The 24,130-nt window shown below is 69.5% G+C and carries 22 protein-coding genes; 5 read left to right on the forward strand and 17 right to left on the reverse strand.

All coding sequences use genetic code 11. The features are described from left to right. Positions 1 to 31: 31 nt before the first annotated feature. A complete protein-coding gene (gene helR, locus NAM01S_RS06840) occupies positions 32 to 2,227 on the forward strand; it encodes an RNA polymerase recycling motor ATPase HelR (RefSeq protein ID WP_174554779.1) in 2,196 nt (731 codons plus the stop codon). An 18-nt stretch (positions 2,228 to 2,245) separates the two neighbouring features. Here helR and NAM01S_RS06845 read toward each other — a convergent pair whose 3' ends face one another. Together NAM01S_RS06845 and NAM01S_RS06850 are read right to left on the reverse strand one after the other, a co-directional pair. Further along, positions 2,246 to 3,247, reverse strand: coding sequence for a dipeptidase (locus NAM01S_RS06845; RefSeq protein WP_067781051.1), 1,002 nt, complete (start codon positions 3,245 to 3,247; stop codon positions 2,246 to 2,248). Positions 3,248 to 3,272: 25 nt separating this feature from the next. Beyond that, positions 3,273 to 4,502, reverse strand: coding sequence for an NAD(P)/FAD-dependent oxidoreductase (locus NAM01S_RS06850; RefSeq protein ID WP_067781054.1), 1,230 nt, complete (start codon positions 4,500 to 4,502; stop codon positions 3,273 to 3,275). A gap of 327 nt (positions 4,503 to 4,829) precedes the next feature. On the opposite strand from NAM01S_RS06850, the gene NAM01S_RS06855 reads away from it, so the two are divergent. Both NAM01S_RS06855 and NAM01S_RS06860 read left to right on the forward strand, forming a co-directional pair. Beyond that, positions 4,830 to 6,248, forward strand: coding sequence for a cytochrome ubiquinol oxidase subunit I (locus NAM01S_RS06855; protein WP_067781058.1), 1,419 nt, complete (start codon positions 4,830 to 4,832; stop codon positions 6,246 to 6,248). Positions 6,249 to 6,251: 3 nt separating this feature from the next. Further along, the gene (locus NAM01S_RS06860; protein WP_067781061.1) at positions 6,252 to 7,271 is read left to right on the forward strand and encodes a cytochrome d ubiquinol oxidase subunit II; all 1,020 of its coding nucleotides are present in this window, start codon (positions 6,252 to 6,254) and stop codon (positions 7,269 to 7,271) included. Between the two features lie 23 nt (positions 7,272 to 7,294). Here the strand turns inward: NAM01S_RS06860 and NAM01S_RS06865 are convergent, their stop codons facing one another. The 5 genes from NAM01S_RS06865 to NAM01S_RS06885 all read right to left on the reverse strand — a co-directional run bounded on the left by NAM01S_RS06865 (position 7,295) and on the right by NAM01S_RS06885 (position 10,509). Continuing rightward, positions 7,295 to 8,089: an aminoglycoside adenylyltransferase domain-containing protein gene (locus NAM01S_RS06865; protein WP_067781064.1), complete on the reverse strand. Its 795-nt coding sequence runs from the start codon at positions 8,087 to 8,089 to the stop codon at positions 7,295 to 7,297. A gap of 193 nt (positions 8,090 to 8,282) precedes the next feature. Then, entirely contained in the window at positions 8,283 to 8,792 is a 510-nt protein-coding gene (locus tag NAM01S_RS06870; RefSeq protein ID WP_067781066.1) for a metallophosphoesterase family protein, read from the reverse strand. A 33-nt stretch (positions 8,793 to 8,825) separates the two neighbouring features. Then, the gene (locus tag NAM01S_RS06875; protein ID WP_067781069.1) at positions 8,826 to 9,122 is read right to left on the reverse strand and encodes a DUF6506 family protein; all 297 of its coding nucleotides are present in this window, start codon (positions 9,120 to 9,122) and stop codon (positions 8,826 to 8,828) included. Positions 9,123 to 9,155: 33 nt separating this feature from the next. Next, entirely contained in the window at positions 9,156 to 10,097 is a 942-nt protein-coding gene (locus tag NAM01S_RS06880; protein WP_067781072.1) for a LysR family transcriptional regulator, read from the reverse strand. 25 nt (positions 10,098 to 10,122) lie between these two features. After that, entirely contained in the window at positions 10,123 to 10,509 is a 387-nt protein-coding gene (locus NAM01S_RS06885) for a hypothetical protein (protein WP_067781075.1), read from the reverse strand. A gap of 177 nt (positions 10,510 to 10,686) precedes the next feature. On the opposite strand from NAM01S_RS06885, the gene NAM01S_RS06890 reads away from it, so the two are divergent. Continuing rightward, positions 10,687 to 11,166: a GNAT family N-acetyltransferase gene (locus tag NAM01S_RS06890; protein ID WP_067781078.1), complete on the forward strand. Its 480-nt coding sequence runs from the start codon at positions 10,687 to 10,689 to the stop codon at positions 11,164 to 11,166. A gap of 69 nt (positions 11,167 to 11,235) precedes the next feature. On the opposite strand, the gene NAM01S_RS06895 is transcribed toward NAM01S_RS06890, so the two are convergent. The 4 genes from NAM01S_RS06895 to NAM01S_RS06910 all read right to left on the reverse strand — a co-directional run bounded on the left by NAM01S_RS06895 (position 11,236) and on the right by NAM01S_RS06910 (position 17,056). Continuing rightward, entirely contained in the window at positions 11,236 to 12,069 is an 834-nt protein-coding gene (locus NAM01S_RS06895; RefSeq protein ID WP_067781081.1) for an RNA polymerase sigma factor SigF, read from the reverse strand. A gap of 153 nt (positions 12,070 to 12,222) precedes the next feature. Beyond that, on the reverse strand, positions 12,223 to 13,635 hold the full coding sequence (locus tag NAM01S_RS06900; protein WP_067781084.1) for a phytoene desaturase family protein: 1,413 nt from the start codon (positions 13,633 to 13,635) through the stop codon (positions 12,223 to 12,225). Between the two features lie 26 nt (positions 13,636 to 13,661). Then, positions 13,662 to 15,482, reverse strand: coding sequence for a DUF3556 domain-containing protein (locus NAM01S_RS06905; RefSeq protein WP_084482565.1), 1,821 nt, complete (start codon positions 15,480 to 15,482; stop codon positions 13,662 to 13,664). Positions 15,483 to 15,583: 101 nt separating this feature from the next. Beyond that, a complete protein-coding gene (locus tag NAM01S_RS06910) occupies positions 15,584 to 17,056 on the reverse strand; it encodes a class I adenylate-forming enzyme family protein (protein ID WP_067781087.1) in 1,473 nt (490 codons plus the stop codon). A 175-nt stretch (positions 17,057 to 17,231) separates the two neighbouring features. Here NAM01S_RS06910 and NAM01S_RS06915 point away from each other — a divergent pair, with 175 nt between their 5' ends. Then, positions 17,232 to 18,557 carry a PucR family transcriptional regulator gene (locus tag NAM01S_RS06915; RefSeq protein WP_084482567.1) on the forward strand — a complete coding sequence of 442 codons (1,326 nt, stop codon included), beginning with the start codon at positions 17,232 to 17,234 and terminating at the stop codon, positions 18,555 to 18,557. Positions 18,558 to 18,582: 25 nt separating this feature from the next. Here the strand turns inward: NAM01S_RS06915 and NAM01S_RS06920 are convergent, their stop codons facing one another. The 6 genes from NAM01S_RS06920 to mftR all read right to left on the reverse strand — a co-directional run bounded on the left by NAM01S_RS06920 (position 18,583) and on the right by mftR (position 24,104). Continuing rightward, a complete protein-coding gene (locus NAM01S_RS06920) occupies positions 18,583 to 20,997 on the reverse strand; it encodes a SpoIIE family protein phosphatase (protein WP_253798212.1) in 2,415 nt (804 codons plus the stop codon). A gap of 49 nt (positions 20,998 to 21,046) precedes the next feature. Continuing rightward, complete coding sequence (locus tag NAM01S_RS06925; protein WP_067781089.1) at positions 21,047 to 21,682, reverse strand: SpoIIE family protein phosphatase; 636 nt, start codon at positions 21,680 to 21,682, stop codon at positions 21,047 to 21,049. Next, positions 21,675 to 22,088 (reverse strand): anti-sigma regulatory factor, encoded by a 414-nt coding sequence (locus NAM01S_RS06930; protein WP_067781092.1) that lies wholly within the window; start codon positions 22,086 to 22,088, stop codon positions 21,675 to 21,677. The genes NAM01S_RS06925 and NAM01S_RS06930 overlap by 8 nt, the downstream gene beginning before the upstream one ends. Next, positions 22,078 to 22,467 carry an STAS domain-containing protein gene (locus NAM01S_RS06935; RefSeq protein ID WP_067781095.1) on the reverse strand — a complete coding sequence of 130 codons (390 nt, stop codon included), beginning with the start codon at positions 22,465 to 22,467 and terminating at the stop codon, positions 22,078 to 22,080. Before NAM01S_RS06935 ends, NAM01S_RS06930 begins: the two co-directional genes overlap by 11 nt. A 13-nt stretch (positions 22,468 to 22,480) precedes the next feature. Continuing rightward, a complete protein-coding gene (locus tag NAM01S_RS06940) occupies positions 22,481 to 23,386 on the reverse strand; it encodes an STAS domain-containing protein (RefSeq protein ID WP_067781098.1) in 906 nt (301 codons plus the stop codon). Between the two features lie 124 nt (positions 23,387 to 23,510). After that, positions 23,511 to 24,104, reverse strand: a complete 594-nt coding sequence (gene mftR / locus NAM01S_RS06945; protein ID WP_067781100.1) for a mycofactocin system transcriptional regulator MftR — start codon at positions 24,102 to 24,104, stop codon at positions 23,511 to 23,513. Positions 24,105 to 24,130: the final 26 nt, after the last annotated feature.

Consider the following 24,130-nt stretch of genomic DNA (forward strand, 5'->3'; position numbering starts at 1 on the left):
GGATCGTCGAGCCAGGGAAAGCGAGGGGCAAGTGTCAACCCAGCGGTACGAAGACGAAGTGCGGTCCGAGCGGAGCTATCTGGACGGGCTCTACGCGCGGCTCGACGCCGAGCGCGCGCGAGTGAAGGGCCGCTACAGCGCGGCGTTGCGGGGAAACGGTGTGTCACCGATGGAACGGGATTTCGAGGTGCGCGCGCTGGGTAGAGAGATGCGGCGGCTCGACGTGGCCGACAACGGGCTGTGCTTCGGCCGGTTGGACTCCGTGTCGGGCGAACGTCTCTACATCGGCCGGATCGGGCTGTTCGACGAGGCGAACGAGTTCGAACCGCTGTTGCTCGACTGGCGAGCGCCCGCGTCGAGCGCGTTCTACACCGCCACCGCCGCGCATCCGGAGAACATGCGCCGCCGCCGCCAATTCCACACGCGCGGAAGGCGATTGGTCGACTTCACCGACGAGGTGCTCGGTCGCCCCCACGGTGGCGAGCGCGGCGACGCGGCCCTGCTCGCGGCGGTCGACGCGCCGCGCGGTGCGGGGATGCGCGACATCGTGGCGACGATCCAGGCCGAACAGGATCGGATCATCCGGCTCGATCACCCGGGCGTGCTGGTGATCGAGGGCGGGCCGGGCACCGGCAAGACGGTCGTGGCGCTGCACCGCGTCGCCTATCTGCTCTACACCCAGCGCGAGCGGATGGAGCGGCACGGTGTGCTCGTGGTCGGGCCCAATCCGGCGTTCCTGACTCACATCGGCCGGGTCTTGCCGTCGCTCGGCGAATCCAACGTGGTCTTCACGACCACCGGCGATCTCGTGCCGGGTCTGCACGTCACCGCCGAGGACGCACCGGAAGCCGCGCGGCTCAAGGGCTCGCTGAAGATCCTGGACGTGCTCGCGGCGGCGGTCGCCGATCGCCAGCGGCTGCCGGAGCATCCGGTGTCGATCGAATTGAAGGACGTCACGGTGCGGATCGACGCGCCGACCGCGGAGTGGGCAAGGGAGGAGGCGCGCGCGAGTGGACTGCCGCACAACGAGGCTCGTGCGGTGTTCGGCGAGATCGTCACGTACGTCCTCACCGAGCGGGCGATCACCAGGATCGGCCGGGGCTGGTTGACCCGCGACGACCGCGAGGCATGGGAGCAGCTGCGGGCGGACCTGCTCGCGGAACTCGCGGAGGACGAGAAGTTCACCGCGGCGCTCGACGAACTCTGGCCGATTCTGACGCCGGAAACACTACTGGCAGAGCTGTATTCGTCCCCGGAGCGGTTGCGTGCGGCGGGCGCCGACCAGTCGCTGTGGCGGGCCGAGGGCGACGTCTGGACGGTGTCGGACGTGCCGCTGCTCGACGAACTCGTCGACCTGCTCGGTCGCGACAAGTCGGCGGACGGTGACGCCGACCGGGAACGCGAGGACGAGGCCGCGTACGCCGCGGGTGTGCTCGACCTCCTGGTCGGCCGCGAGGACTCGATGGACGACGAGGACCACCTGTTCGCCCAGGACATGCTCTACGCCGAGGATCTCGCGGAGCGATTCCTCGAACGCGACACCCGTGAAGTCGCCGAACGCGCTGCGGCGGACCGGGAGTGGACGTACCGGCACATCGTGGTCGACGAGGCCCAAGAGCTGTCCGAAATGGACTGGCGGGTGCTGATGCGGCGCTGTCCCGGCCGATCCTTCACGGTGGTCGGCGATCTCGCCCAACGCCGGTCGGCCGCCGGAGCGACCTCGTGGGACGCGATGCTGGAGCCGTACGTGCCGGGCCGGTGGGTCTACCGGTCGCTGTCGGTGAACTACCGCACCCCGGCGGAGATCATGGCCGTCGCCGCCGCGGTGCTCGCCGAGTTCGCACCGGGGGTCGAGCCGCCGGAGTCGGTCCGCTCCTGCGGCGTCCAGCCCTGGCGCCGGCAGGTCACCGCGGACGAACTGCCCAGTGCCATCGAGGAATTCGTCCGCGACGAAGCCGGTCGCGAAGGCACGAGCATCGTGATCGGGCCGCCCGGCGTGCCGGGAACGGTGCCCGCCTCGGAGACGAAAGGACTGGAATTCGACGCCGTCCTCGTCGTGGAACCGGAACGAATCCTCGCCGACGGCCCCCGCGGCGCTGCCGAACTCTACGTCGCCCTCACCCGCGCCACCCAACGCCTCGGCGTCCTCCACCGAGGCCCGCTACCGCGATCCCTCACCGGCCTCACCGGAACCGCACCACCTGTCGCGGCGGGAATCGAGCGGTAGGCGAACGGATTTCGGGCGTCAGCGGCTGGGGGAGATGGCGTCGAGCACGCGCAGCGCGTTGCCGCCGAGCAGCAGGTGGATGGTCTCGGCGCTGAGGCCGCGGCGCAGCAGCGCGTCGGTGAGCAGCGGTAGCTGGGCGGGGCTTTCCAGTCCGCGCGCGGGTCTGATGAATCCGTCCCAGTCCGAGCCGAGCGCGACGGTCTCGCGGCCGCCGACATCGATGATGTGCAGCAGGTGATCGACGACGGCGTCGAGTTCGCCGCCGAGGTAGGCGGGGGAGAAGATGACCCCGACGACGCCGCCGGTGTCGGCGATGGCGCGGATCTGTTCGTCGTCGATGTTGCGCCACATGGGCCGGACGCCTGCCACGCCGGTGTGCGAGACGATGACCGGTCCGCGGGCGCGGGCGATGGCATCGAAGAAACCGGGGCGGTTGATGTGGGCGAGGTCGACCAGCATGCCGAGCTCGGCGCACGCATCGACGACCTCGCACCCGAAGCCGGTCAACCCTTCTTCCTTGCTGCGTCCGATACCCATTGCGGGACAACCGATCTCGCTGCGACTGAAGTGCAGCAAGCCCAGGTAGCGCACGCCGCGCCGTGCGAAGGCGACGAGGTTGCCGAGGTCGCCTTCGAGCGCTTGGCCGCCCTCGATGCCGCGCAGCCCGACGCTGACTCCTTCGGCGCGCGCTCGGCGGATGTCGTCGCCGGTGGTCGCCAGCCGGAACCGGTCGGGATGGGCGCGCGCGGTGTCGTCGAGCGCGTCGAGTTGGCGGTGGATGTCGGCGGCGGTGCCGCGGCGCGGGTAGGGGGCCGTCCACATGCCGAACCATTGCGCGGCCAGACCGCCCTCGCGCATGCGGGGCAGGTCGACGTGTCCGACGTAGCGGCTGATCGGCCAGCGCGGTCGGTGCCGAACGGCGAAGTCGTAGCCGCGGGATATCAGTTTCGGGGTGTCGGCGTGCAGGTCGATGACGGTGGCGCTGTCGTGCACTTGCTTGGCTTCGGTGGAGACGGCCATGCGTACCTCCGGGCGAGAAGGACGGTCAGCGCCGCCGGAATCGGTCGGCGCGAAACGGTGTCAGAACCGGCGGACGGACGCCGTCGAGGACGTAGCGCGTGAGGGCTTCGGCGGCGGGCGCGGCCAGTGTCATTCCGAGCATGGAAAACCCTGTGACGAGGTAGGTTTCGGCGTGGCCGGGCAGTCGGTCGATGATGGGCAGCCCGTCCGGTGTCAGTGGTCGTTGCCCGCTCCACTCGCGTTGCCGGTCGGTCCAATCGATCCCGTCCAGCATGACCGACGCGCAGCGGGCGATGGGGTCGAGACGCCGTGCGCTCAATCTCGCCGAGGGCCCGAAGTCCATGCCCGAGGCGATGCGCAGCCGGTCGCCGAGCGGAGCGCAGGCGATGTGGTCGTCCAGCAACAGCACCGATCGGCGCAGCGCGGTGGTGGCGGGGACGTCGAAGCTGTAGCCGCGACCGCCGATGACGGGGAATCGCCTGCCGATCAGGGCGGTACTGGCTCCGGTCGCGACGATCACCACATCGGCGTGGTGCAGGCCCGCGCTGGTCGCGACCGCGGTGCGGGTAGCCAAGCGGGTGGCGGTGACTCCTTCCTCGATGCGCACCCCGATGCCGCGGACATGCGCGGCGAGAGCGGCGACGAACGCGCCAGGATCGATCTGAACGTGATCGCGCAGTTCGACGCCGTAGCGGGCCAGCGTCGACAGGGCGGGTTCCCGCTCGTGGAGCGAGTCGGCGTCCAAGATGGTCTCCGGCACCGAGAAACCGGCGGCCCGGAACGGTTCGCGGGCGCGGCGGAACGCCCGCACGGCATCGGCCTCGCGCGCCACGGCCAGCAACCCCGCGTCGACGCGCCGGAATTCGACGCCTTCGTCGGCGAGCTCGTCCAGCAGCGGGAAGCACCGTTTGCCCAACTCGGCCAGAGCCAGTACGCCGCGCTGGTAGTGGCGGGCGGTGGAGTGACGGGCCAAGGACAGTAGCCAGGGCAGCAGCCCAGGATAGTCGCGTGCGGCGATGCGGGAGGCCGACTCGGGCGAGCGCAGATGCCTGAGTCCGTCGCGCATCAGTCCGGGCTCCGGGAAGGGGCCGGTTTGCGCGGGATTCACCCATCCGGCGTTGCCGTGCGAGGCGCCCGCGCCGACGCGCTCGGCTTCCACCACCGTCACGTCTACGCCGTGGTGCGCCAGCTGGTGGGCCACATTGAGCCCGGCGATGCCTGCGCCGACGACGAGTGCGGTTCGCGGCGTGCTCATAGCGGCACCCGCTGTGCGCCGCCGGGGACCCGGCCGGAACTGACGTAGCGCGGCACTGTGCGCCCTTCGTTTCGAACGGCGGAAGCATGTCGACGACCGACCCCCGGAAACGTCCTCGCTGGATTGCCAGAACATTGCCGACAGGTGGGTAGTCGCAGTCTATGCCGGGCCAGGCGACGGTGTCCTCGACGTCGGAGCACTTCGCCGCGACCCGCCGTTTCGTTTGCTCGGATCGCGACCGTACGCCAGCCGTTGACCGGTAGATTTGGCCGATCGAACAGACGCCCGACAACTCGCGACAGACCGTGCACGTCGGAAGGGGCTGTGATGGTGTCCAGCGCGTTCGCCGAGCTCTACCTGGCGTCGACCGAGGGGCCGCCCGGTTTGCTGCCCGCGCGCCAGCAGATGGCGTTCTCGCTCGGCTGGCACATCGTGCTGGCCTGCTTCGGCGTCGCGTTTCCCGCGATGATCTATGTCGTGCATCGCCGCGGCATCGTCCGTGCCGATCCGGTCGCCCTCGGCTTGGCGAAGCGATGGGCGACGGTGTCGGCGATCCTGTTCGCCATCGGCGCGGTCTCGGGGACGGTGCTCAGTTTCGAGATGGGGCTGCTGTGGCCGGGTTTGATGGGACGCTACGGTGACGTGCTCGGCCTGCCGTTCGCCTTCGAAGGGCTCTCGTTCTTCATCGAGGCCATCTTCCTCGGCATCTACCTCTACGGGTGGGGACGGATGCCGCCGCGGCGCCATCTCGCGATGCTCGTCCCGATGGCGGTGGCCGGCGTGGTCGGAACCTTCTGCGTGGTGAGCGTCAACGCGTGGATGAACAATCCGACCGGGTTCCGGCTGGTCGACGGCGAGGTCACCGATGTCGACCCGTGGCGGGCAATGTTCAACGACGCCGCCTTCTTGCAGTTCGCGCACATGTGGGTCGGCGCGTTCATGGTGGTCGGCTTCGTGGTGTCGGGCGTCTACGCCGCGGGACTGTTGCGCGGTCGCCGCGACGAGCACCACCGGCTGGGTTTCACCGTGCCGTTCGTCTTCGCCACCGTCGCCGCGATCGCGCAACCGCTCATCGGGCATCTGCTCGGGATGCGGGTGCACGACACGCAACCGGCGAAACTGGCGGCGTTCGAATTGGCCACCCACACCGAAGGTCCCGCGCCGCTGCGGATGGGCGGACTGCTCATCGACGGAAAGGTCGTGGGAGCGCTCGAGATCCCGCGGCTCGGCTCGATCATCGCCCGCAACTCGTTGACCGCGCCGATCCCCGGACTCGACACCGTGCCACCGGAGGATCGGCCGCCGGTCAACATCACCCACCTCGCCTTCCAGACCATGGTCGGCATCGGCACCCTGCTCGCGCTGCTGGTGATCGGGTTCTGGTTGGCGCGGTGGCTGCGCCGCGATCCGCTGGCCAACCGCTGGTTCCTGCGCGTTGCCGTCGCTGCCGGGCCCTTGGCGGTGCTCGCGCTGGAATGCGGTTGGGTCGCCACCGAAGTCGGCCGCCAGCCGTGGACGGTGTGGCGGGTGCTGCGCACCGCCGACGCGGCGAGCACGAGCACCGGCCTGTGGTGGAGCTACACCGGCGTGCTGCTGGTCTACCTCGGGATGACCGTGGGCGCGATCGTCGTCCTGCGCTCGATGACCCGCCGCTGGCGCGCGGGGGCCGAGTCCATCGCCAGCCCGTACGGCCCGGGCGCCGGTCCCGTCGACGAGGCGCAGCGCGCCATCCGCGAAAGGGGATGACCGATGGACCTGTCGGAAGTGGTCGCCACGGCGATGTTCACCGGCGTGGTGCTGTACGGGCTGTTCGGCGGCGCGGACTTCGGCTCCGGATTCTGGGATCTCACCGCGGGCGGAGCGCGGCGCGGCGGCCGGTTGCGCGTGCTGATCGATCACAGCATCGGGCCGGTGTGGGAGGCCAACCACGTGTGGCTGATCTACATCCTGGTGTTCCTGTGGACCGCCTACCCCTCGGCGTTCGCCGCCATCATGACCACGCTGTTCGTTCCGATGAGTCTGGCCCTGCTCGGAATCGTGTTGCGCGGAGCCGACTTCGCGTTCCGCAAGTACTCGGCGACGATCGCCCAGGCTCGGCTGTTCGGTGCGTTGTTCGCGGGGGCGTCACTGATCACGCCGTTCTTCTTCGGCACGGTCGTCGGCGCTATCGCCTCGGGACGGGTGCCCGCCGAGGGATACGGTGACCGGGTGGGGTCGTGGGTGAACCCGACCTCGTTCATCGGGGGCATTCTGGCCGTGGGCACGTGTTCCTTCCTGGCCGGGGTCTTCCTCACCGCCGACGCCGCGCGTTCCGGCGATCCCGCACTCGCCGAATACCTGCGGCCACGGACTCTCGCCGTCGGCGTGGTCACCGGTGCGCTCGCCATCGCGGCGATCGCACCGATCCGCCGTGACGCGCCCACTCTCGGTGACGGCCTGCTCGGCCGGGCATTGCCGTTGATCGTGGTGTCGGCCGCCGCCGGGGTGAGCACGCTGGTTCTGGTGTACCGCCGCCGGTTCGGGTGGGCGCGGGTGGCGGCGCTGGTGGCGGTCGCGGCGATCGTCATCGGGTGGGCGGTCGCGCAGACACCGTGGATGCTCGTCGACGAGATGCTCATCGCCGACGCGGCGGGGGCGCGGTCGACTCTCGTCGCGCTGCTGGTTGTCGTCGCGCTCGCCGCGGTCACCGTGCTACCCGCGCTTGCCTATTTGTTCTGGCTCACCCAGACCGACGCGTGGTCGCGCGACGAGACGGCCCACACCGGTTGAATTGCCTTGGGCGCCGGGATGTCTCAGCGGGCGATCGCCTCGGTTTCGACGCGGTCGGCGACCCAGGACAGGAAGGTGTGCACATCGGCGGCGGGCAGCGGGATCGCCGCGGAGCGCGGCCGCTGGAAACTGTGCAGCGCGTCTTCGATGAGCGGGCGGAACGCTTCCTCGGTCCGCGCTATCAGCCGCGCCGCCTGCCGTTTCGCCAGCCAGCGGCCGGTGCGGCAGAACGCGACCGAACGGCAGCCGTTGAGGACCTGGTTGTCGCTCAGGTGACCCGCGCCGTTCGCGTGCGCGCGGACCGAGGCCAGGATCGCGGCGTAGAGGTCCCGGTCATGTGGTGCCGCGACGACCTGGCGTACCGGACTTCCGTAGAGGAGCCGACCGGACTGGTGGGCGATGGAGCGATCGATGACGTACCAGAACGCCGGGGACAGCTTCGGATCGAAGTCGGCGCGGCTCGGCAACAGCGGACCGGTGTTCAGGTTCAGCAAGTACCCCGCCGCGACGGACGGCCGCTTGGCGAACTCGGCGTCGTACATCACCAACTCCAGCCCGACGGCGGGACAGGGCAGCGTGGGATGAGCGAGCACTTCCACCATCTCGCGCACCGACCGCCGGGGAAGGGCCGGGCCGACCACGACCGTCACATCGACGTCGCTGCGCCCGTGCCGATAGTCCGCGAGCGCGAGAGACCCGACCGCGAACACGCTGACGAGGTGCGATCCGCAGACCGCTCGGGTGCGCCGCACGAGCGCTTCCAGGTACGGCCGCACCTCGACAGGCAGCGATTCCGGATCCACGAGCGCGGAGGTCATGCGATCAGTATCGGCCGTGGACCGGATACCGGCCCTCGGACACGAGGGCGTAGTCGAAAACCGATGCGCGCTCTGTCGCCTATCCGTTGGGCGGCGGTTCGTCACAGGCGCGTCGCTGGTCGTGCGGCCGCCGTTCTAGTCGGCAGCCTTGACGGCGTCGGCCCGGCTCCCAGCCCCGGAACTCGCCGATTGGCTAAGTGCGGCGCGCGGGCGGAATCGTGTGCAGTTCGACTTCGGTGAGTCGGCCCGAGGTGACGGTGGCCGTCAGGTAGGTGTGATGGGGCTGGCGGCGTTTGTCGGTGGGGGAGCCGGGGTTGAGCAGGCGGAGGCCGGTGGCGGTGACGGTGTCCCAGGGGATGTGGCTGTGGCCGAACACCAGGACGTCGGTGTCGGGGAAGTCGCGGGCGCAGCGTTGCTCGCGGCCGGTGGCCTGGCCGGTCTCGTGCACGACCGCCAGCCGCAGGCCGTCGAGGTCGGCGCGGGCGATCTCGGGCAGGCGGGCGCGCAGCTCGGGACCGTCGTTGTTGCCGTAGACGCCGATGAGTCGTTTGCTCCGCGCTTCGAGCCGGTCCAGCAGCGCCACCTCGACCCAGTCACCCGCGTGCACGACCACGTCGGCGGCGTCCACCGCCCGCCAGACGGCTTCCGGCAGGTCGCGCGCGCGTTTCGGGATGTGGGTGTCGGAGATGATCAGCAACCGCACGGTCTCCGGTCTACCACCGGCATCGACACTCCGTCACGAGAAGATCGCGTGCACTTGGTCGACGGCTTCGGCGCCGTAACCCACCGCGCCCACCGGGACAGCGCCGTGCACTGCCTCGATCACCCGGGCCGTCCATACCGGACCGAATCCGCCGCACAGTTCGATGAGCTGGGCGCCGCCGTCGACCAGGCGGCGGGCCACGTCGATGGCCTGCTCCGGGTGACCGACGCCGACGAACACCGAGCGGCAAGCGCCGGTTTCCACGACGGTTTCGTTTCCGGGATCGCTTCCTGCCGCGGTGTAGATGAATCCCCATGCGGTCAGCGCCATGTGCGTGCCTCTCGACGAGCTTCGGCCGCAGACCTACCGAGGCGCGACCCGATCGGCTTCCAGCGAAACCGACGCCGGGTCGCGCTGTCCACGAGGTAGCACCGCAGGGGCGTGCGGCCGTTCCGCACGCACCAGGTCGGCGACCATCCGGTGGCGTCGCGTGGCCGCTGAATCGGCCGGATTCCATGCCAGCGCGTAGCGGATGGACGGCGCGTCGGCGGCGAAAGGCAGCCAGACCAACCCGTCGCCCGGCCGCACATTCCAGGCCGGTCGCACCGCGACGACATCCCCGCCGTGCGCGAGTTCGGCCGCGAACAGCGCCCGTCGCGGCGCGCTCGTTCGGATCGCCGTTGGCCGCCAGCCCGCTCGAATCCACGAGTCTCGGATCGAGTCGTGATAGCCCGGCGCCGCCGATCGCGCGAACCACAACAGCGCGCTGCCGTCCAGATCGGCCCACCGCACCGCGTTGCGCTGGGCAAGCCGATGATCGGCGGAAACGACTACACCCAACTCCGCCTCGGCGATCACGACATGGTCCAGCCCGGACAGGTCCGCGGGCAAGAGCAGAACTCCCATGTCGAGCGAACCTTCTCGCAGGCCGGAGAGCTGTTCGGCGGTCTGCGTGTCGAGGAACTCCAGGGTCGGCTCGCCGACCCCGCGCCACAACGCCGAGGCCGACCACGGCGGCGCACCGGGCGTCACGGCGACCCGCGGAATCCGCTCCTCCCGCACGGACTCTCGTGCTCTGCGTGCCGAATCCAGCACGGCACGAGCATGTTCGGCGAGCCGGGCGCCCGCCCGAGTCGGCGTCATTCCGGCGGCGCTCCGCACGAACAACGCCGTGCCGAGCTCACGTTCGAGCGCGATGATCTGCTGACTCAACGATGTCGGTCGGATACCGATCGCCTCCGCCGCGCGGGTGAGGTTCCGCTCCTCGTCGACCGCGAGGAAATACCGCAACTGTCGCAGTTCCACTCCGCCACGCTAACTCGTGGTTCGGTCAGAGAGCCGGTCGGTTTCTGGTTCCGTAGGTGCCCCATTCGTCGCCGCGGAGATACGCGAGGTGCTGGGCGTCGGCGCGGGCGGAGAGGGCGGCGGCGATCTCGGCGGCGGTGTTGCGGCGCAATTTCCACAGCACGCCCATGCAGCCCGCGACGATCGCGAAGCCCGCGGCGGCGCCGCCGGGCTCGGCGTCGAAGAGGTTGCCGATGCCGATGAGCAGGCCGAGTGCCGCGACCGCCCATGTCCACGCGCCGGGATGCCGACGCATCGATTCCCGCACCCTGCCGAAAGCTTGTTTGGTCTTGTCCGGGTTCTGGAAGCACCAGACGACGAGGTAGAAAGGCCACAGGAACGGAGCCAGCAGCAACAGGACGATGATCTTCATGGCCCTCCTCTCACTGGTCCTGGGATTGAGGGACTACCCACCCCTTCGAGACCCAGTCCACGTGGTGTTGGTCACCGTGACACCGCGGCAGCTAGAAGGCCGGAAATCCGTGGGGCGGGGACCCGCTGCCGAGCCGTTCGCGACTTCGGCCGGGGTCGAGCGGGGCAGACTGGTCGGATGATCATCGAGCCGTTGCGCCAGCGCGCGATTCCCGAGGTGATCGCGCTGATGGAGCTGGGGATGCCCTACATCACCGCGCGCACCTACTCCGACTACTGGCTCTACGCGAACCTGTTCTCCTCGACCTGCCCGGTGGCGATCGTCGACGGCCGGATCGCGGGCGCGCTCGTCGCGTTCCGCAGTCAGGACGAACCGGCCGACGTGTACGCGCAGGACTTGATGGTCCATCCCGATTTCCGCCGCAGGGGCGTCACGCGCGCCCTGATGGACCACCTGCGCGACACCGCGGAGACGATGGGCTGCCACCGGATCTACCTGACCTCGATGCCGGGCAATCACGCGGCCCACCGCACCTGGGAAGCGCTCGGATTCCGGAACGTGCCCGGCGACCGGACCATCGACGGCGTCTCGGTCGTCTCCGACTTCAAGGGCCCCGGCAAGGCGCGTGCGGTCTTCGAGCTGCCGCTGCCCCGATGAGCGTCGCGGGCCGAAGCCCTTGGTGCAGCGGAGTTTCCGCGTGCGTGAACTCGGCGGAGCCGCCCCGACTCAGGCCGCGGTGCTCGCGCGGGCGGGCGGCTCGGCGAGTGCCTGTTCGCGCAGGCTGTCGAGGGTGGTGGCGAGGATCCTGGAGACCTGCATCTGCGAGCAGCCGATCAGACGTCCGATCTCGGCCTGGGTCCGGTTCTCGTAGAACCGCATGATCAGCACTCGACGTTCGCGCTCGGGCAGCGCGGCGATCAGCGGCCGCACCGCCATCGCGTCCTCGAGCAGGCGATAGCACGGTTCGACGGCGCCGAGGGTTTCCCGGATGGACGACGTCCCGCCTTCCTCCTCGCCGCGTTCGGGAGTGTCGAGCGAGTCGGCGGTGTAGGCGTTGCGTGCGACGAGCGCCTGGGTGACCTCGGTCAGTTCGACGCCGAGTTCGGCGGCCAGCTCGCGCGCGGTGGGCATGCGCCCGAGCCGGTGGGTCAGCGCGTCGGTGGCGGGCCCGAGGCGCTGGTGCAGTTCCTTGATGCCGCGCGGCACCCGGACGGCCCAGGTGTGGTCCCGGAAGTGGCGGCGCACCTCGCCCATGATCGTGGGCACGGCGAAGGCGAGGAACGGCTTGCCCTGGGAGACGTCGAAGCGGTCCACCGCTTGCACCAGGCCGAGCATCGCGATCTGCTGGAGGTCGTCGAGATCCTGGCCGCGGTTGGCGAAGCGGCGGGCGATATTGCCCGCCAGCGGCAGACACCGGTGCACGATCTCCTCCCGCAGCGCGCGGCGCTGCGGGTCGTCGGCGTCGAGGGCGGCCAGCTTGTCGAACCAGGGTTCGATGTCGTCATAGCTGTCGCCGGACTTCTTGGCGCCCGGTCTGCTCTCCGATGCCGAGTTGCTCATGGAATACCTCGCTCCCAACCGAATTCGACGTCGGTCAGATACCCGCGCCCGCCGCTCACAAACGTCCGTCTACGACCTTCCCGAAGCCGGTTCACGAACGGGCGGTAGGCATTCGCCCCACCCGCTTCCGAGACCCCCGCACCGGCGTCGCGATCAGCGGAGGCGGCGCAGGGCGCGGTCGGCGGCGTTGGCGCCGCACATGCCGTGCGCGCCGGGGCCGGGCGGGGTGGCGGCGGAACAGAGATAGTGGCCGGGCAGGCCGAGGTCGTAGGGCTGCAAGGTCTTTCGCGGGCCGAAGACGAGCTGGGGGATGTCCTTGGCACCGGTCATGATGTTGCCGCCGACGTAGTTCGGGTTGTGGGCGGCGAAATCCGTCGTGGTGCGCACGTCGACGCCGAGGACGCGGTCACGGAAACCGGGGGCGAAGCGTTCGATCTGGGCGATTATCGCCTCGGTGGCGTCGCCGGTGTAGCCGTGCGGGACGTGCGCGTACGCCCAGATCGGGTGGACGTCGCCGACCGAGCGCCCCGGATCCGCCAGATACTGCTGACCCACCAGCACGAACGGCCGCTCGGGCATGCGTCCGGCGTGGATGTCGCGCTCGGTCGCGGCGACCTCCGCGTACGTGCCGCCGAGGTGCACGGTGCCGGCCCGGCGGGCGGCTCGCGCGGTCCACGGAATTCCGTCCTGGACCGCGAAGTCGACCTTGAACGCGCCGGGTCCGTAGCGAAAACGACGGAAGGCTTTGCCGATTCGCGCGGGAAGCCGGTCGCCGAGGATCTCCGCGACGGCGGTCGGCGCCAGATCCCACAGCACGACTTCCGCCGCGGGCAGGTCGGTCCGGGAACGCACCGGTGTGCCGGTCTCGATCTTGCCGCCGAGGTCGCCGAGCAGCGCCGCCATCGCGTCGGTGATGCGCTGCGAACCGCCCGCGGCGACGGCCCAGCCGTAGGTGTGGCCCGCGGTCAGGATGCCGAGGCCGATGCTGGCGCTGAGCGGCCGGTTCAGCGGATGGAAGGCATGCGCGGCGACGCCGCCGAACAGACCGCGCGCCTGCGGGGTGCGCAAGGCCGCCGCGAGCAGGTCGGCCGAGGCCAGCGCGGGAATTCCGAAGCGCGCCAAGCTGAACGGATGGCGGGGCACGCGCAGCAGCGGCCGCATGATGTCGGTGCTCATCCGGTCGTAGCGGGCGACGGGGCGTTCGAACAGCAGCCGCCACGCGCGGCCGTCGGCGCCGAGACCGGCGGCCGTGTCGGCGACCGAGCGGTGCAGCACGCCCGCGCTGCCGTCGTCGAGCGGATGGACGCAGTCGATGTCCGGCCAAGCCCAGGTCAATCCGTAGCGTTCGAGGTCGACCGACCGAAGGAACGGAGAGCCGACGACCATCGGGTGGATGGCCGAGCACTGGTCGTGCAGCAGGCCGGGGACGATCGCTTCCCTTGTCCGCGTGCCGCCGCCGATCTCGTCGGCGGCTTCCAGCACGGTGACCTGAAGTCCCGCCCTGGCAAGGACGATCGCCGCCGCGAGACCGTTCGGGCCGCTGCCGACCACAACCGCTGTGCTCATATCGCTCTCCGTTCCGGTGGTCAGGGTCAGCCGACGCGCTGCGGCGCGGGTTCGGGTGCGGGCTCGACGGGGAGCGCAGGCACCTCGTAACCCGCCCGTCGCCAGGTCACCTCGTGCGCGATCGGACCGTCGGGCAGCCACGGCTGCGCCCGCACGGCGTCGCGCACCCGCCATTCTCCGCGCTCCACGACGCCGAGCGCCGCGTCGATGACCTGGTACCGCTGGGTGCCGCGGTGCATCGGCTGGGACTCCACCCACACGATGATCCACTCACCCGGCGCGAACCCGACGCGCGACTGCACCGCGTCGATCAGATCGATGTTGTGCAGGTGCCCGTCGCCGAAGTTGAAGCCGATCAGCGAATTGCAGCCGAACTCGGCCTCGCGCACCGTCCACCGGTCGAGATCGGGAATGTGCTTGTACAGCAACGAGAACAGGCCGCGACCCTGGCTGTGCATCGACCGCCACGCGATGGTCTGCTGCATGGTGATCTCGGCGATAGCCTTCGGGTAGCCCATGGCCTGCAATTGGTCGACCTGGTTCTTGGCGGGCCGGTGCGGCATGGTGTTCAGCTTCTCCTCCGCGCCGGGCGCGAAAGCCCACAGCGCCGAGGCCCAGTTGCCCGCGTACTGCCGCATCGACGGCAGGAACGACACCAGATCCGGGCGCAGGTTGCCGAGGACCGGGAAGAACACCAGCGCGGCGGCGATGCCGAGGGTCAGCCACGGCGAGGACATGTCGGTCACCGCGTAGCCGCCCGCCGCGGGGAACCCGAGGAACAGGAACACCGTCAGGTAGGCGAACAGGATGTTCCACTCCAGCGGCACCGCCAGCGGGAAGGTGGAGGTGATGAACAAGTGGAACACCACCATCATCACCACGCCCGCCAACGTCAGCCAGTGGTTGGTCGAGAACAGCAACACCAACGGCGTGATGATCTCGACCGTGGTCCCGCCGACGTGCGCCAGGAACGAGGCGACCTTGGACGGGCGCAGATCGCGCGGGAAGTCGCGGTAGTGCAGGCGCTTGAGCCACCGGAACGGCATGCTGGGGCTGTTGGACACCATCGGCGGAACGACATTCGAGAAGTGGTCGCCGAACTTGGACACACCAGCGCCGATCCACACGGCGCAGATCAGCAGCTTCGCCGCGATGATCATGTCGACGAACGGCAGCGCCGCGAAGAAGACCAGCGCGGGCAGGTACTGCTCACCGCGCGCCGCGAGGAAGATCGTCTTGTCCCGCAGACCGCACAGCACATACAGCACGATCGGCGCGATCAGCAGTGCCGGATTCACCAGACCCGAGGTGTTGTCGGGCAGTGCCGCGCTAAGCGACGCGCTCGGGACGCCCGGCAGCACGATCGCCAGCAGCAGTGTGCCGAGGAACGACAGGTAGAGGACGACGTCGACGATCGTGCGGGTGTCGCCGTTCGTGAACGGCACGTGCCGCCACGGCCGCAGCCGAATCGTGCCCGGCCGGGCCCAGAACAGGATGCCGCCGGTCATCGGTTTGAACTTGCCCGCGAGCGGACCCCAGGATCCGGCCAGGCCGATGGCCTCGAGCAGGACGGTCCAGAGCACCAGCTTCTGGTAGACGATCGGTTCGTTCCACCATTCGCCCACCGCCCAGAACGGGCCGACGTCGGAGGTCCAGGTGGCCAGCGCGACGCCGCCGAGGGTGTAGAGCACGAGGAGTTTCACGATATAGATGGTGTGAATCATTCGCGGGCTGCCGAAGCCGTAATTCACCCAGTGCAGTGCCAGGGCTCGGACGCGCTCGGGTAGCGGCTGGTCGAGGAATGTGTCCACGTCGACGGGTGGGAAATCGCCCGTTTTGAATCCCATTGTTCGAGCCTTTCTCGAGATCGTTTCGGGTGCGCGGCATCGACGTCCGTTCGCTCATCGATAGGTTCGGACGGCAGCCGGTTCGCTATTGGGGAGCCGAATTACTCCGCGGATCGGGCAGGCGCTGTCAGCGCGCGCAGTTTTCTCTTGTCGATCTTGCCCACCGGATTTCTGGGCAGCTCTTCCGTGAGATGAATGGCGACCGGGAGTTTGACGCGGGCCAGCGAAACGCCGCAATGTTCGAGCAAGCTCGCCGCGGTCGGCTCCGCGCCAGGCATGGCGACCACGTGCGCGACCGGCACCTCGCCGAGCACCTCGTGCGGCGCGCCGATCACGGCCGCCTCCAGCACATCCGGGTGGGCATGCAGGACGTTCTCGATCTCCTTGGGATAGATGTTCTCGCCGCCGCGGATGATCATGTCCTTGATGCGATCGACCAGGACGAGGTAGCCGTCCCCGTCGAAGTAGCCGACGTCGCCGGTGTGCAGCCAGCCGTCGACGATGGTCCGCGCGGTCGCTTCGGGCCTGCCGAGATACCCGCGCATCACGTTCGCGCCCTTGATCACCACTTCGCCGGTCGCGCCCGCGTCGAGAAGATTGCCGTCGACATCCATGATCGCCACCGTCTGACCGGGCAGCGGCACCCCGACCGTGCCCGGCTTCCTCGGCCCGCGCGGCGGGTTCACCGTCGACGCGCAGGTGCCCTCGGAAAGCCCGTAACCCTCGACGATCGGTACGCCGAAACGGGATTCGAAGCGGGCGATGAGTTCGGCGGGCATCGGCGCCGCGCCGCACACGACGAGCCGCAACGACGAGGTGTCCGGAGTCCGCTCCGCGGCCTGGGCCACCAGCATGGCGTAAATAGCGGGCACGGCGGAGAAGTACGTCGGGCGAACGCGCTCGACCACGTCGAAGAAGGTGGACGCCGAGAACCGTCCGGCGATGGTGGCCCTGCCGCCTGCCAGCAGCGGCGACAGGACGCTGACCACGATCCCGTTGACGTGGAACAGCGGCAGGATCAGCAGGCTGTGATCGTGCTCGTCGAGGCGGAGCGTCTCGATGAGCATGGCGCACATCGCGGCGATGTTGGCGTGGTCGAGCACGACGCCCTTCGGCTGTCCCGTGGTGCCGCTGGTGTAGATGATCAGGGCGGTGGCGTCGTCCTCGATCGGCACCGCGGGCACCGGCGCGTCGATCGCGACGGCGGGGCCCGCCACCTCGGCCACGTCCAGCGTGTCGAGGGCGCGTCCGTCTTCGGTGATCACGACTTTCGCGGCGCAATCGGAAATCTGATAGCGCGCTTCGTCGAACGTCGAATCCGGCTTGATCGGCGTGACCGCGGCGCCGAGACGCCAGGCCGCGAAAAGGATGATCACCAATTCCAGACGATTCGACAGCATCACCGCGACAACATCGCCGCGCCGCACTCCGTGCCCATGCAGAATGGTCGCCGCGGCCCGGACGCGGCGCGCGAAATTCTCGTTGTCGAGTTCTTCGCGATCGTCGGCGAGGCACGGTCCCGTCGGATTCCAGAGCGCCCGAACCTGGGGTATTTCGGCTACCTTCTGCACCATTTCCTCACCATCGAATGCGTACGTGACGTGGATTACATTTCCACGGTAGGTAGCGGGCGGAGGCGGAGCTACGGGCCCGCGTCCCAGAGTTTCCGGCGCGTGTTGTGCCGGTGGCACAAAAGGTTGGCGTAAGCGCCCGCCGAGGCCGCTGACCTGGCGTATCGTCCCGGACCAAATGAGCGAACCTGATGGCCGACCGAGAGGCGGGGGCGAGGCGCACCGCGAACCGAGTGGCGGCGCGCACGCGGGCGGGAACGACGACGTCGAGGTGGCGGTCCGGGCGGTGGCCGACCGCATCAAAGCCGACCTTCCTCGGCTGCTCGCGGACATGACCGCGATGTTCGCCGACATGATCGAGGAGTTCCGGCACGACGACGAGGTGCGCAGGCTGATGGAAGCCAGCACGGCCGCGAACCTCGCCGCGATCCTCGACCTGCTGACGCTCGGCATCTCGTTCGACGACCTCACCGTGCCGCCCGCCGCCGCCGAATACGCCCGCCGTTTCGCCCAGCACGGGATGTCGTTGGAGGCGCTGCTGCGCGCGTACCGCCTCGGTGAGCACATGTTCGCCCAGACGGCGATCACCGTGCTGCGCAGCCTCGACCCCTCGGCCGAGCTGGCGCTGGCGACCACCAGCCGGATCGCGGAACGGATCAACCGCTACATCGACGGGGTGATCGAGGGCGTCATCGACATCTACGAGAACGAGCGGCGCCGCTGGGACGCCCGCACGGACGCGACGCGCGCCGCGCAGGTCAGAGCGGTCCTCGAGGGGGAGGACCTGGATCTGGCTTCGGCGGAGCAGATGCTGGGGACCTCGCTGCGCGGCTGGCACCTGGCGGCGGTCATCTGGACACCGCCCGGCTCCTCGGCCTCCTACGACCTGCTGCGCACCGGCGTTGGCATGCTCGCCGCCGCGACCGGCAAGCAGCCGCTGACCATCCTCGTCGACGAACACAATTGCTGGGCTTGGATCTCCTCGACGGGCAAGCCGTCGCTCGACCCGGCCGTGCTCGACACCGAGCTGCGCAAGCAACCGTCGCTGCGGATGGCGGTCGGCGATCGCGGAGCCGGGCTGGCCGGGTTCCGGCAGACGTTCCACGACGCGCAATGCGCGCGCGGCGTGGCGGTCGCCGCCGCAAAGACGCGCCAGCTCACCTTGTATCCGCAGGTCGCCTTGGCAGGTCTGCTGAAGGACAGTCTTTCGGACGTGCGGGTGTGGGCGCGGCGGGTGCTCGGCGATCTGATGCGCGACGACGAATCGACGGCCCGGCTGCGCGAGACCGCCCAGGTGTACCTGGACGCGCGCGGAAGCCTCACCGACGCGGCCGCCCGCATGCACGTCCACAAGAACACCGTGCACTACCGGATCCGCAAAGCCGAAGAGCTGCTAGGTCATTCGCTGGGCACCAACCGGCTCGACGTCGAGGTCGCGCTCATGGTGTGCGCGCAATTCGGTCTCACCACACCGGCTTCCGGGCACTCGGGCACGCCGCGATGACCGTCGCGGCGCAGCGCCGGGCGCGTCACCCCGCGATGCGGCGGTTGGCGCCGCGCAGCGGGTTCGCCACGGGCGATTTGATCGCGGGCAGGGTGATGGACATGCGGACGCGGGTGCCGGGTCCGTCGTGGTCGATCTCCAATTCCTCGGTGAGCGCGCGCATCATGTCGATGCCGCGGCCGCGGTGGCCGGGATCGGCGGAGCGCGGCTTCCAGCTTCCGGTGTCGGTGACCTCGATGACCACCCGCTCGGTGTCGCATTCCGCGCTCAACAGGACCCGTTCGGTCTCGGCCGCGCCGTTGCGGTAGGCGTGCTCGATGCTGTTGCTGCACGCCTCGTTCGCCGCGGCGACCAGGTCGGAGGCCAGATCGTGCGGCACGGCCGCGGCGGCGAACCAGGCCTTGAGCCTGCGGCGCATGCCGGAGAGTTCGTCGGCGTCGGCGGGCACGTCCAAACGCAGCGGCGCGGGCGGCTGGCGGTACACCACCATCGCGACGTCGTCGTCGTAGCCGGCGGCCGGACGCAACCGGGAGAGCACCGCGTCGGCCACCTCGCGCGGCAGCTTGCCCGCGGTGTCGGCCAGCACGGCCGCGATCTTGGCGAAACCGTCGTCGATGTCGACGCCGCGCTGCTCGACCAGCCCATCGGTGAACAGCACCAGCGTCGAGCCGGGCGTCAGCGCGGTGGTGGCCTCGGGGCGGCGCGGCATGTCGAAGGTGGCCAGGGGCACCGAGCGACCGCCCTCCAGCATCCTGCCCGGCTTGTCGACGTCGGCGAGGATCGGCGGCATGTGGCCCGCGCTGCTGTAGCGGACCAATCCGCGCACCGGATCGAGCACGGCCGCGCACACCGTGGTGCACATCGCGCCGGGAATCCGGCTCGCCACCGTGTCGAGTTCGGCGAGCAGCTGCGCCGGTCCTGCCCCGCGTAGCAGCAAAGCCCTTCCCGCCGAACGCAATTGGCCCATCACCACGGCCGCCGACAGGCCTCGGCCGACGCAGTCGCCGACCACGACGCCGATGGTTCCGTCGCGCAGCGGCACCACGTCGTACCAGTCGCCGCCGATCTCCAGCGGCGGCAATGCCGGTTCGTAGTGCACCGAGAATCGCGGCGGCAGTTCGATGGGACCGAGCATGGCGCGCTGCAAGGTGAGCGAGGTGGCGCGGGCCTGATCGAAGTTGCGTGCCCGCTGTACCGCGAGGCTCAGGTGCCCGATCAGCAGCGAGAACAGCGTCCAGTCCGCGGCGCTGATCGCGCGCGGCGCGGCGAAGCGCAACCACAGTGCGGCGTCGCCGGTTTCGCCGAGCGGGGCGACGATCCCCTCGGAGCTCTCCGCACCTTCCGGAATCGCGAACAGGCTGCGCGGCGGCCTGCGCCTGGCGCGTTCGAGCAGGGCGCGCGCGGAGTGGTCGAGCGCGGCGGGGTCGGTCTCGACTCCCGTATCGCTCGGCTGCTCGACGGACCCCGAGACGTAGACCTCGGGATCGGCATTGCGGCTCGGCCACACGGTGACGACCGCCGACTCGGCGCCGACCGTGCGCCGCAGTTCGTCGAGGCCGACCGCGAGCACCTCGACAACGCTGGTCGCCGCGCCCACCGCGGTGGCCAGCCGGGAGGCGGCCTGGTCGCGGGCCTGCGCGTCGTGCTCTGCGGTGACGTCGCGGATGGTGCCGACGTAGATCAGCTCGTTGTTCTCCGGCTTGACCAGCGCGCTGGTGCTCACCGCCAGCCACAGCTGCCGCCCGTCGCGGTGCCGGATCGGCAGCACGAAACGCAGTGCCTCGGTGCCCAGATCGGGATAGCGCGGTCCGGCGGGCAGCGACCACGGGTGTGGCACCGGGTAGGGCACGTCGGCGGGACCGTAGCCGGTGAGCGCGCCGAAGGCGGAGTTGACCTCGACGATGGTGCCGCGCGCGTCGGCGACGAAGAATCCGTCCTGCAGCGATTCGACGAGCGCGGTGCGGAAGGCATCGCGGCCCGCGAGATCGTCGGCGCGCGAACGCTGTTGCTCGTAGCGGCGAGTGCCGTCGAGGTAGCCGCGGGTGGCGATGTCCAGCGCGGCGAGGGTTTGCAGCAGGAATTCGAGTGCGGTCTCGGCGATTCGCGGCTCGGCCGTGGTGCCGATCGGCGAATCCGCCGCGGTGTCGATTCGCGGTTCGGCCGCGGTGTCGATCCGCGGCTCCGCCGCGGTGCCGATCGGCGACTCCGCCGCGGTGTCGATTCGCGACTCGGCCGCGGTGCCGGTCTCGCGTTCGGTCAGTTCGGCCTCGGTGGCCAGCCGGAAGTGGTTCTCGGTGAGGTCGAGCAGGCTGATGCTCTCGACCAGCGCGCGCCTGCCGAGGTCGTAGCCCTCGGACAGGCTGTCCTGACTCGGGGCGGCCAAGTGGCGGCGCAGCGCGTCGGCGTAGGCGTCCAGGAATTCGGCGAGCACGGTGCTCATCGGCGACCGCCGATCACGGCTCCGCCTCGTGCGCACCCCGCTGCATCGGTCATGACGCCCCGTTCGTCGTCCCGCCGCGGTGCCGGGCGGCCAGCACCAAAGCGTCGTCGGTGTCCTTGGCGTGCCGGGACAGGATCTCGGAGGTGATCTCCGCCGTGGACCTGGAAAGGTCGATGCCCTCGGCGGATTCGGTGACGATGCCGTCGGTGGTCATCAGCAGCAGGTCGCCCGCGCGCACCTGCACGGTCTGCGGTTGCAGGTTCTGCGGTAACCGATAGCCCACGATCCCTCCGGTCAGCAGGACCGCGGCGCGCACGGCAAGCCCGGCCGGGCTCGCGGAGAGCACCCGGCAATCGACATTGCCGACGCCGAGCCAGCGGATGATGTCGGTGTCGTCGAACAGCGCCAGCGACACCGCAGCGCCGCGGGTGTCGGCCATGGCCCGATGACACAGCACCATCAGCACGTCCAGTGGCTCGGAACGATTCTCGGCGAGCACCTGGGCGGCGCGGTCGGCCGCGTCCGCGGCGGCGGCGCCGTGGCCGAGCCCGTCGAGCACCGCGAACAGCACCGTGCCGCCGCCCGCGTCCAGGACGACACAGCGATCACCCGAGATGTGCTGGCCGGGTAAGGCGCGACCGGCCACCGCCCACTCGATTCGGCCGATGAACCCGTCTTCATGCACCGTTGGGTACCCACTTCCACATTTCCACCAACGTGCCGCGACCGGGCGCGGAGTCGATCGTGAGCCGATCCATCAGCCGTCGCGCGCCGGGTAATCCGAGGCCGAGACCGCGGCCGGTCGAATAGCCGTCCTCCAGCGCGCGAGGAATGTCGCGGATGCCCGGCCCTTGGTCGCGCGCCTGGACCACGAGAGCCTGGCGGCCCTCGCGATCGTCGACGGAGAGGTGGATTTCACCGGTGCCCGCGTAACTGGTGATGTTGCGGGCGATTTCGGAGATGGCCGTAGAGATCATGGTGCAGTCGGTCAGGGAGAAGCCGAGCTTCGCTGCCAATTCCCGTCCTGCTTGTCGTGCTGTCACGATGTCGCTGGACAGCTTGACCGCGATCACCACGTTCTCAGCGGCCACTGTCACGACCGTCTCGCTGGCGGCGTACGGAAGACTTTCGGTCCAGCCATGCCAGCCCTTCTTCGAGGTCGAGGGCGGTGTGCATGTCCTCGAAGGTGAGTCCGAGCTGCACCATGGCGAACGCGACCTCGGGTTGCAGTCCGACGATGACGGTCTCCGCCCCGCGCAACTGCGTCATGTGCGCGATGGTGCGCAGCGATCTCGCGGCGAAGGAGTCCATCACGTCGATCGCCGTCACGTCGACGATGATGCCGTGCGCTCGGTATCTGCTGACCTGTTTCATCAGGTCGTCCTGCAGGCGCTCGGTGTCGGCGTCGGTCAGTGCGGACTGAACCGACGCGATGAGATAGGTGCCCTGCTTGAGAATCGGTACCGGCATCGGAGGAGCTCGATCAGCGTCCGTCGCGTTCGGAGACCCGATCGGTCACCCGGGTCACCTCGTAGCCGAGCAGGCGTTCGGCCTCCTCGATACCGCCCTGGAGGTCGCCGACCGCGTTCATCTTCGACAGGTCGAGGCCGATGGTGACCAGGGTGAGCGCGATCTCCGAGGACAGGCCGGTGATGATCACGCTGGCGCCCATCAGGCCGGAGGCGTCGACGGTCTGGACCAGGTGGTTGGCGACGGTGGAGTCGATCGTCGGCACACCGGTGATGTCGATGACGACGACCTTGGCGCGGTTGTGCCGGATGGCGCGTAGCAGCTGTTCGGTGAGCTGGCGGGCGCGTTGGCTGTCCAGCACGCCGATGATCGGCAGGATCAGCAGCTGCTCGCGCACCTGGAGCACCGGGGTGGAGAGTTCCCGGATGGCTTCCTGCTGCTGGCGGATGACGCGCTCGCGCTCCTGCACGAACGAGATGGCCACGGTGCTCGCGATGCGGTTGGCGGCCGGTTCGTAGGCGTCGAGCGCGTGGTTGAGCAGGTCGAAGTTGGACTGGTATTTCTCGAACAGCGAGCGCGCCAGCACATCTCGCAGCAAGAGGACGATGCCGAGGACCTCGTCGGTCTCGACTCCTCTCGGGATGATGCGCTCGGACAGGTCGCGCGCGTAGGCCTGCAGCGCTTCGACGCTACCGGTCTCGAGCACCTCGACGTAGTTGTCGTAGATGGAGGTGGCCTCGGAGAAGATCTCCTCCGGGGTCATCGCGGTCAGCAGCTGGGCGTCGGTGATGCGGCGCGCCCATTCCTCGCGCAGCGCGGTGCGGTTCTGGCGCAGGTGCTCGACCAGCTGCGGAAGCAGGTTGTCGACCGGTCCCGCGGCCAGCGAATCCGCCGAAAGGCTCATGGACACCTCGGACATGGAAATTCCAGCCCCTTTCGACGGGTAGGTCGGTAATCGTCGTGCGCTCGGCCGTGGCCGAGTCCGAGCCTAGTCATACCCCATCCCGATCGCCGCCGAAACCTACGGGTTGCTCGTGCGCAATTCACGTGCGCGTCACGAATCCGCGTTCCAGTGCGAGCAGGGCCTCGTCCAGGTACACGGTGAGATCGGCGTCCGCCCGGCGCAACCAGGCGTCGAACGCCGCGCGCGCCGCCGCGAGGGTGGTGCGGCCGACGGCCATCGGGATCAGCGCGTCCTCGGGTTCGCCGAGTCGTCGCCCGGCGAAGGCGCTCACCGCCCGCTCCCAGGCGTCGTAGTGCGCGCCCGCGGTGGCGGCGAGCGCGGGCACGGTGGCCACCAGGTGCATCCGATTGCGCAACTCGGGCACGTCCTCGGCGCGATATCGGTTGGCGTTCACCACGACTCGGCGCACGGCGGTCATCATCGGCACGTCGTCGGGCACCGTCGCGAAGTCCGCGCGCAGCGCGGCGACCTCGTCGTCGAACTGGTGCCAGAGCACCTCGGCCTTGGTGGGGAAGTAGCGGAAGAAGGTGCGTCCGCTGATGCCAGCGGCGGCGGCGATCTGATCGACGGTGGTGTCATCGAAGCCCTGCTCGGTGAACAGGCGCATGGCGATGACCTCGAGCTCGCGCTTGGTGGTGCCGCGGGGTCGGCCCCGGGTGGTCCGCGTCGTCACGCAGTCATTATGTCCGCTGCGGGTCG

This window comes from Nocardia amikacinitolerans NBRC 108937, from assembly GCF_001612615.1.
Classification (GTDB): Bacteria; Actinomycetota; Actinomycetes; order Mycobacteriales; family Mycobacteriaceae; genus Nocardia; species Nocardia amikacinitolerans.

Bases quoted from the DNA above. Each gene is read 5' to 3' on its own strand.
- NAM01S_RS06845 (WP_067781051.1), bottom strand. From the start codon at position 3,247: ATGGCCGTCTCCACCGAAGCCAAGCAAGTGCACGACAGCGCCACCGTC.
- NAM01S_RS06850 (WP_067781054.1), bottom strand. From the start codon at position 4,502: ATGAGCACGCCGCGAACCGCACTCGTCGTCGGCGCAGGCATCGCCGGG.
- NAM01S_RS06855 (WP_067781058.1), top strand. From the start codon at position 4,830: ATGGTGTCCAGCGCGTTCGCCGAGCTCTACCTGGCGTCGACCGAGGGG.
- NAM01S_RS06860 (WP_067781061.1), top strand. From the start codon at position 6,252: ATGGACCTGTCGGAAGTGGTCGCCACGGCGATGTTCACCGGCGTGGTG.
- NAM01S_RS06865 (WP_067781064.1), bottom strand. From the start codon at position 8,089: ATGACCTCCGCGCTCGTGGATCCGGAATCGCTGCCTGTCGAGGTGCGG.
- NAM01S_RS06875 (WP_067781069.1), bottom strand. From the start codon at position 9,122: ATGGCGCTGACCGCATGGGGATTCATCTACACCGCGGCAGGAAGCGAT.
- NAM01S_RS06885 (WP_067781075.1), bottom strand. From the start codon at position 10,509: ATGAAGATCATCGTCCTGTTGCTGCTGGCTCCGTTCCTGTGGCCTTTC.
- NAM01S_RS06890 (WP_067781078.1), top strand. From the start codon at position 10,687: ATGATCATCGAGCCGTTGCGCCAGCGCGCGATTCCCGAGGTGATCGCG.
- NAM01S_RS06895 (WP_067781081.1), bottom strand. From the start codon at position 12,069: ATGAGCAACTCGGCATCGGAGAGCAGACCGGGCGCCAAGAAGTCCGGC.
- NAM01S_RS06900 (WP_067781084.1), bottom strand. From the start codon at position 13,635: ATGAGCACAGCGGTTGTGGTCGGCAGCGGCCCGAACGGTCTCGCGGCG.
- NAM01S_RS06905 (WP_084482565.1), bottom strand. From the start codon at position 15,482: ATGGGATTCAAAACGGGCGATTTCCCACCCGTCGACGTGGACACATTC.
- NAM01S_RS06910 (WP_067781087.1), bottom strand. From the start codon at position 17,056: ATGGTGCAGAAGGTAGCCGAAATACCCCAGGTTCGGGCGCTCTGGAAT.
- NAM01S_RS06915 (WP_084482567.1), top strand. From the start codon at position 17,232: ATGAGCGAACCTGATGGCCGACCGAGAGGCGGGGGCGAGGCGCACCGC.
- NAM01S_RS06920 (WP_253798212.1), bottom strand. From the start codon at position 20,997: ATGAGCACCGTGCTCGCCGAATTCCTGGACGCCTACGCCGACGCGCTG.
- NAM01S_RS06935 (WP_067781095.1), bottom strand. From the start codon at position 22,467: ATGCCGGTACCGATTCTCAAGCAGGGCACCTATCTCATCGCGTCGGTT.
- NAM01S_RS06940 (WP_067781098.1), bottom strand. From the start codon at position 23,386: ATGTCCGAGGTGTCCATGAGCCTTTCGGCGGATTCGCTGGCCGCGGGA.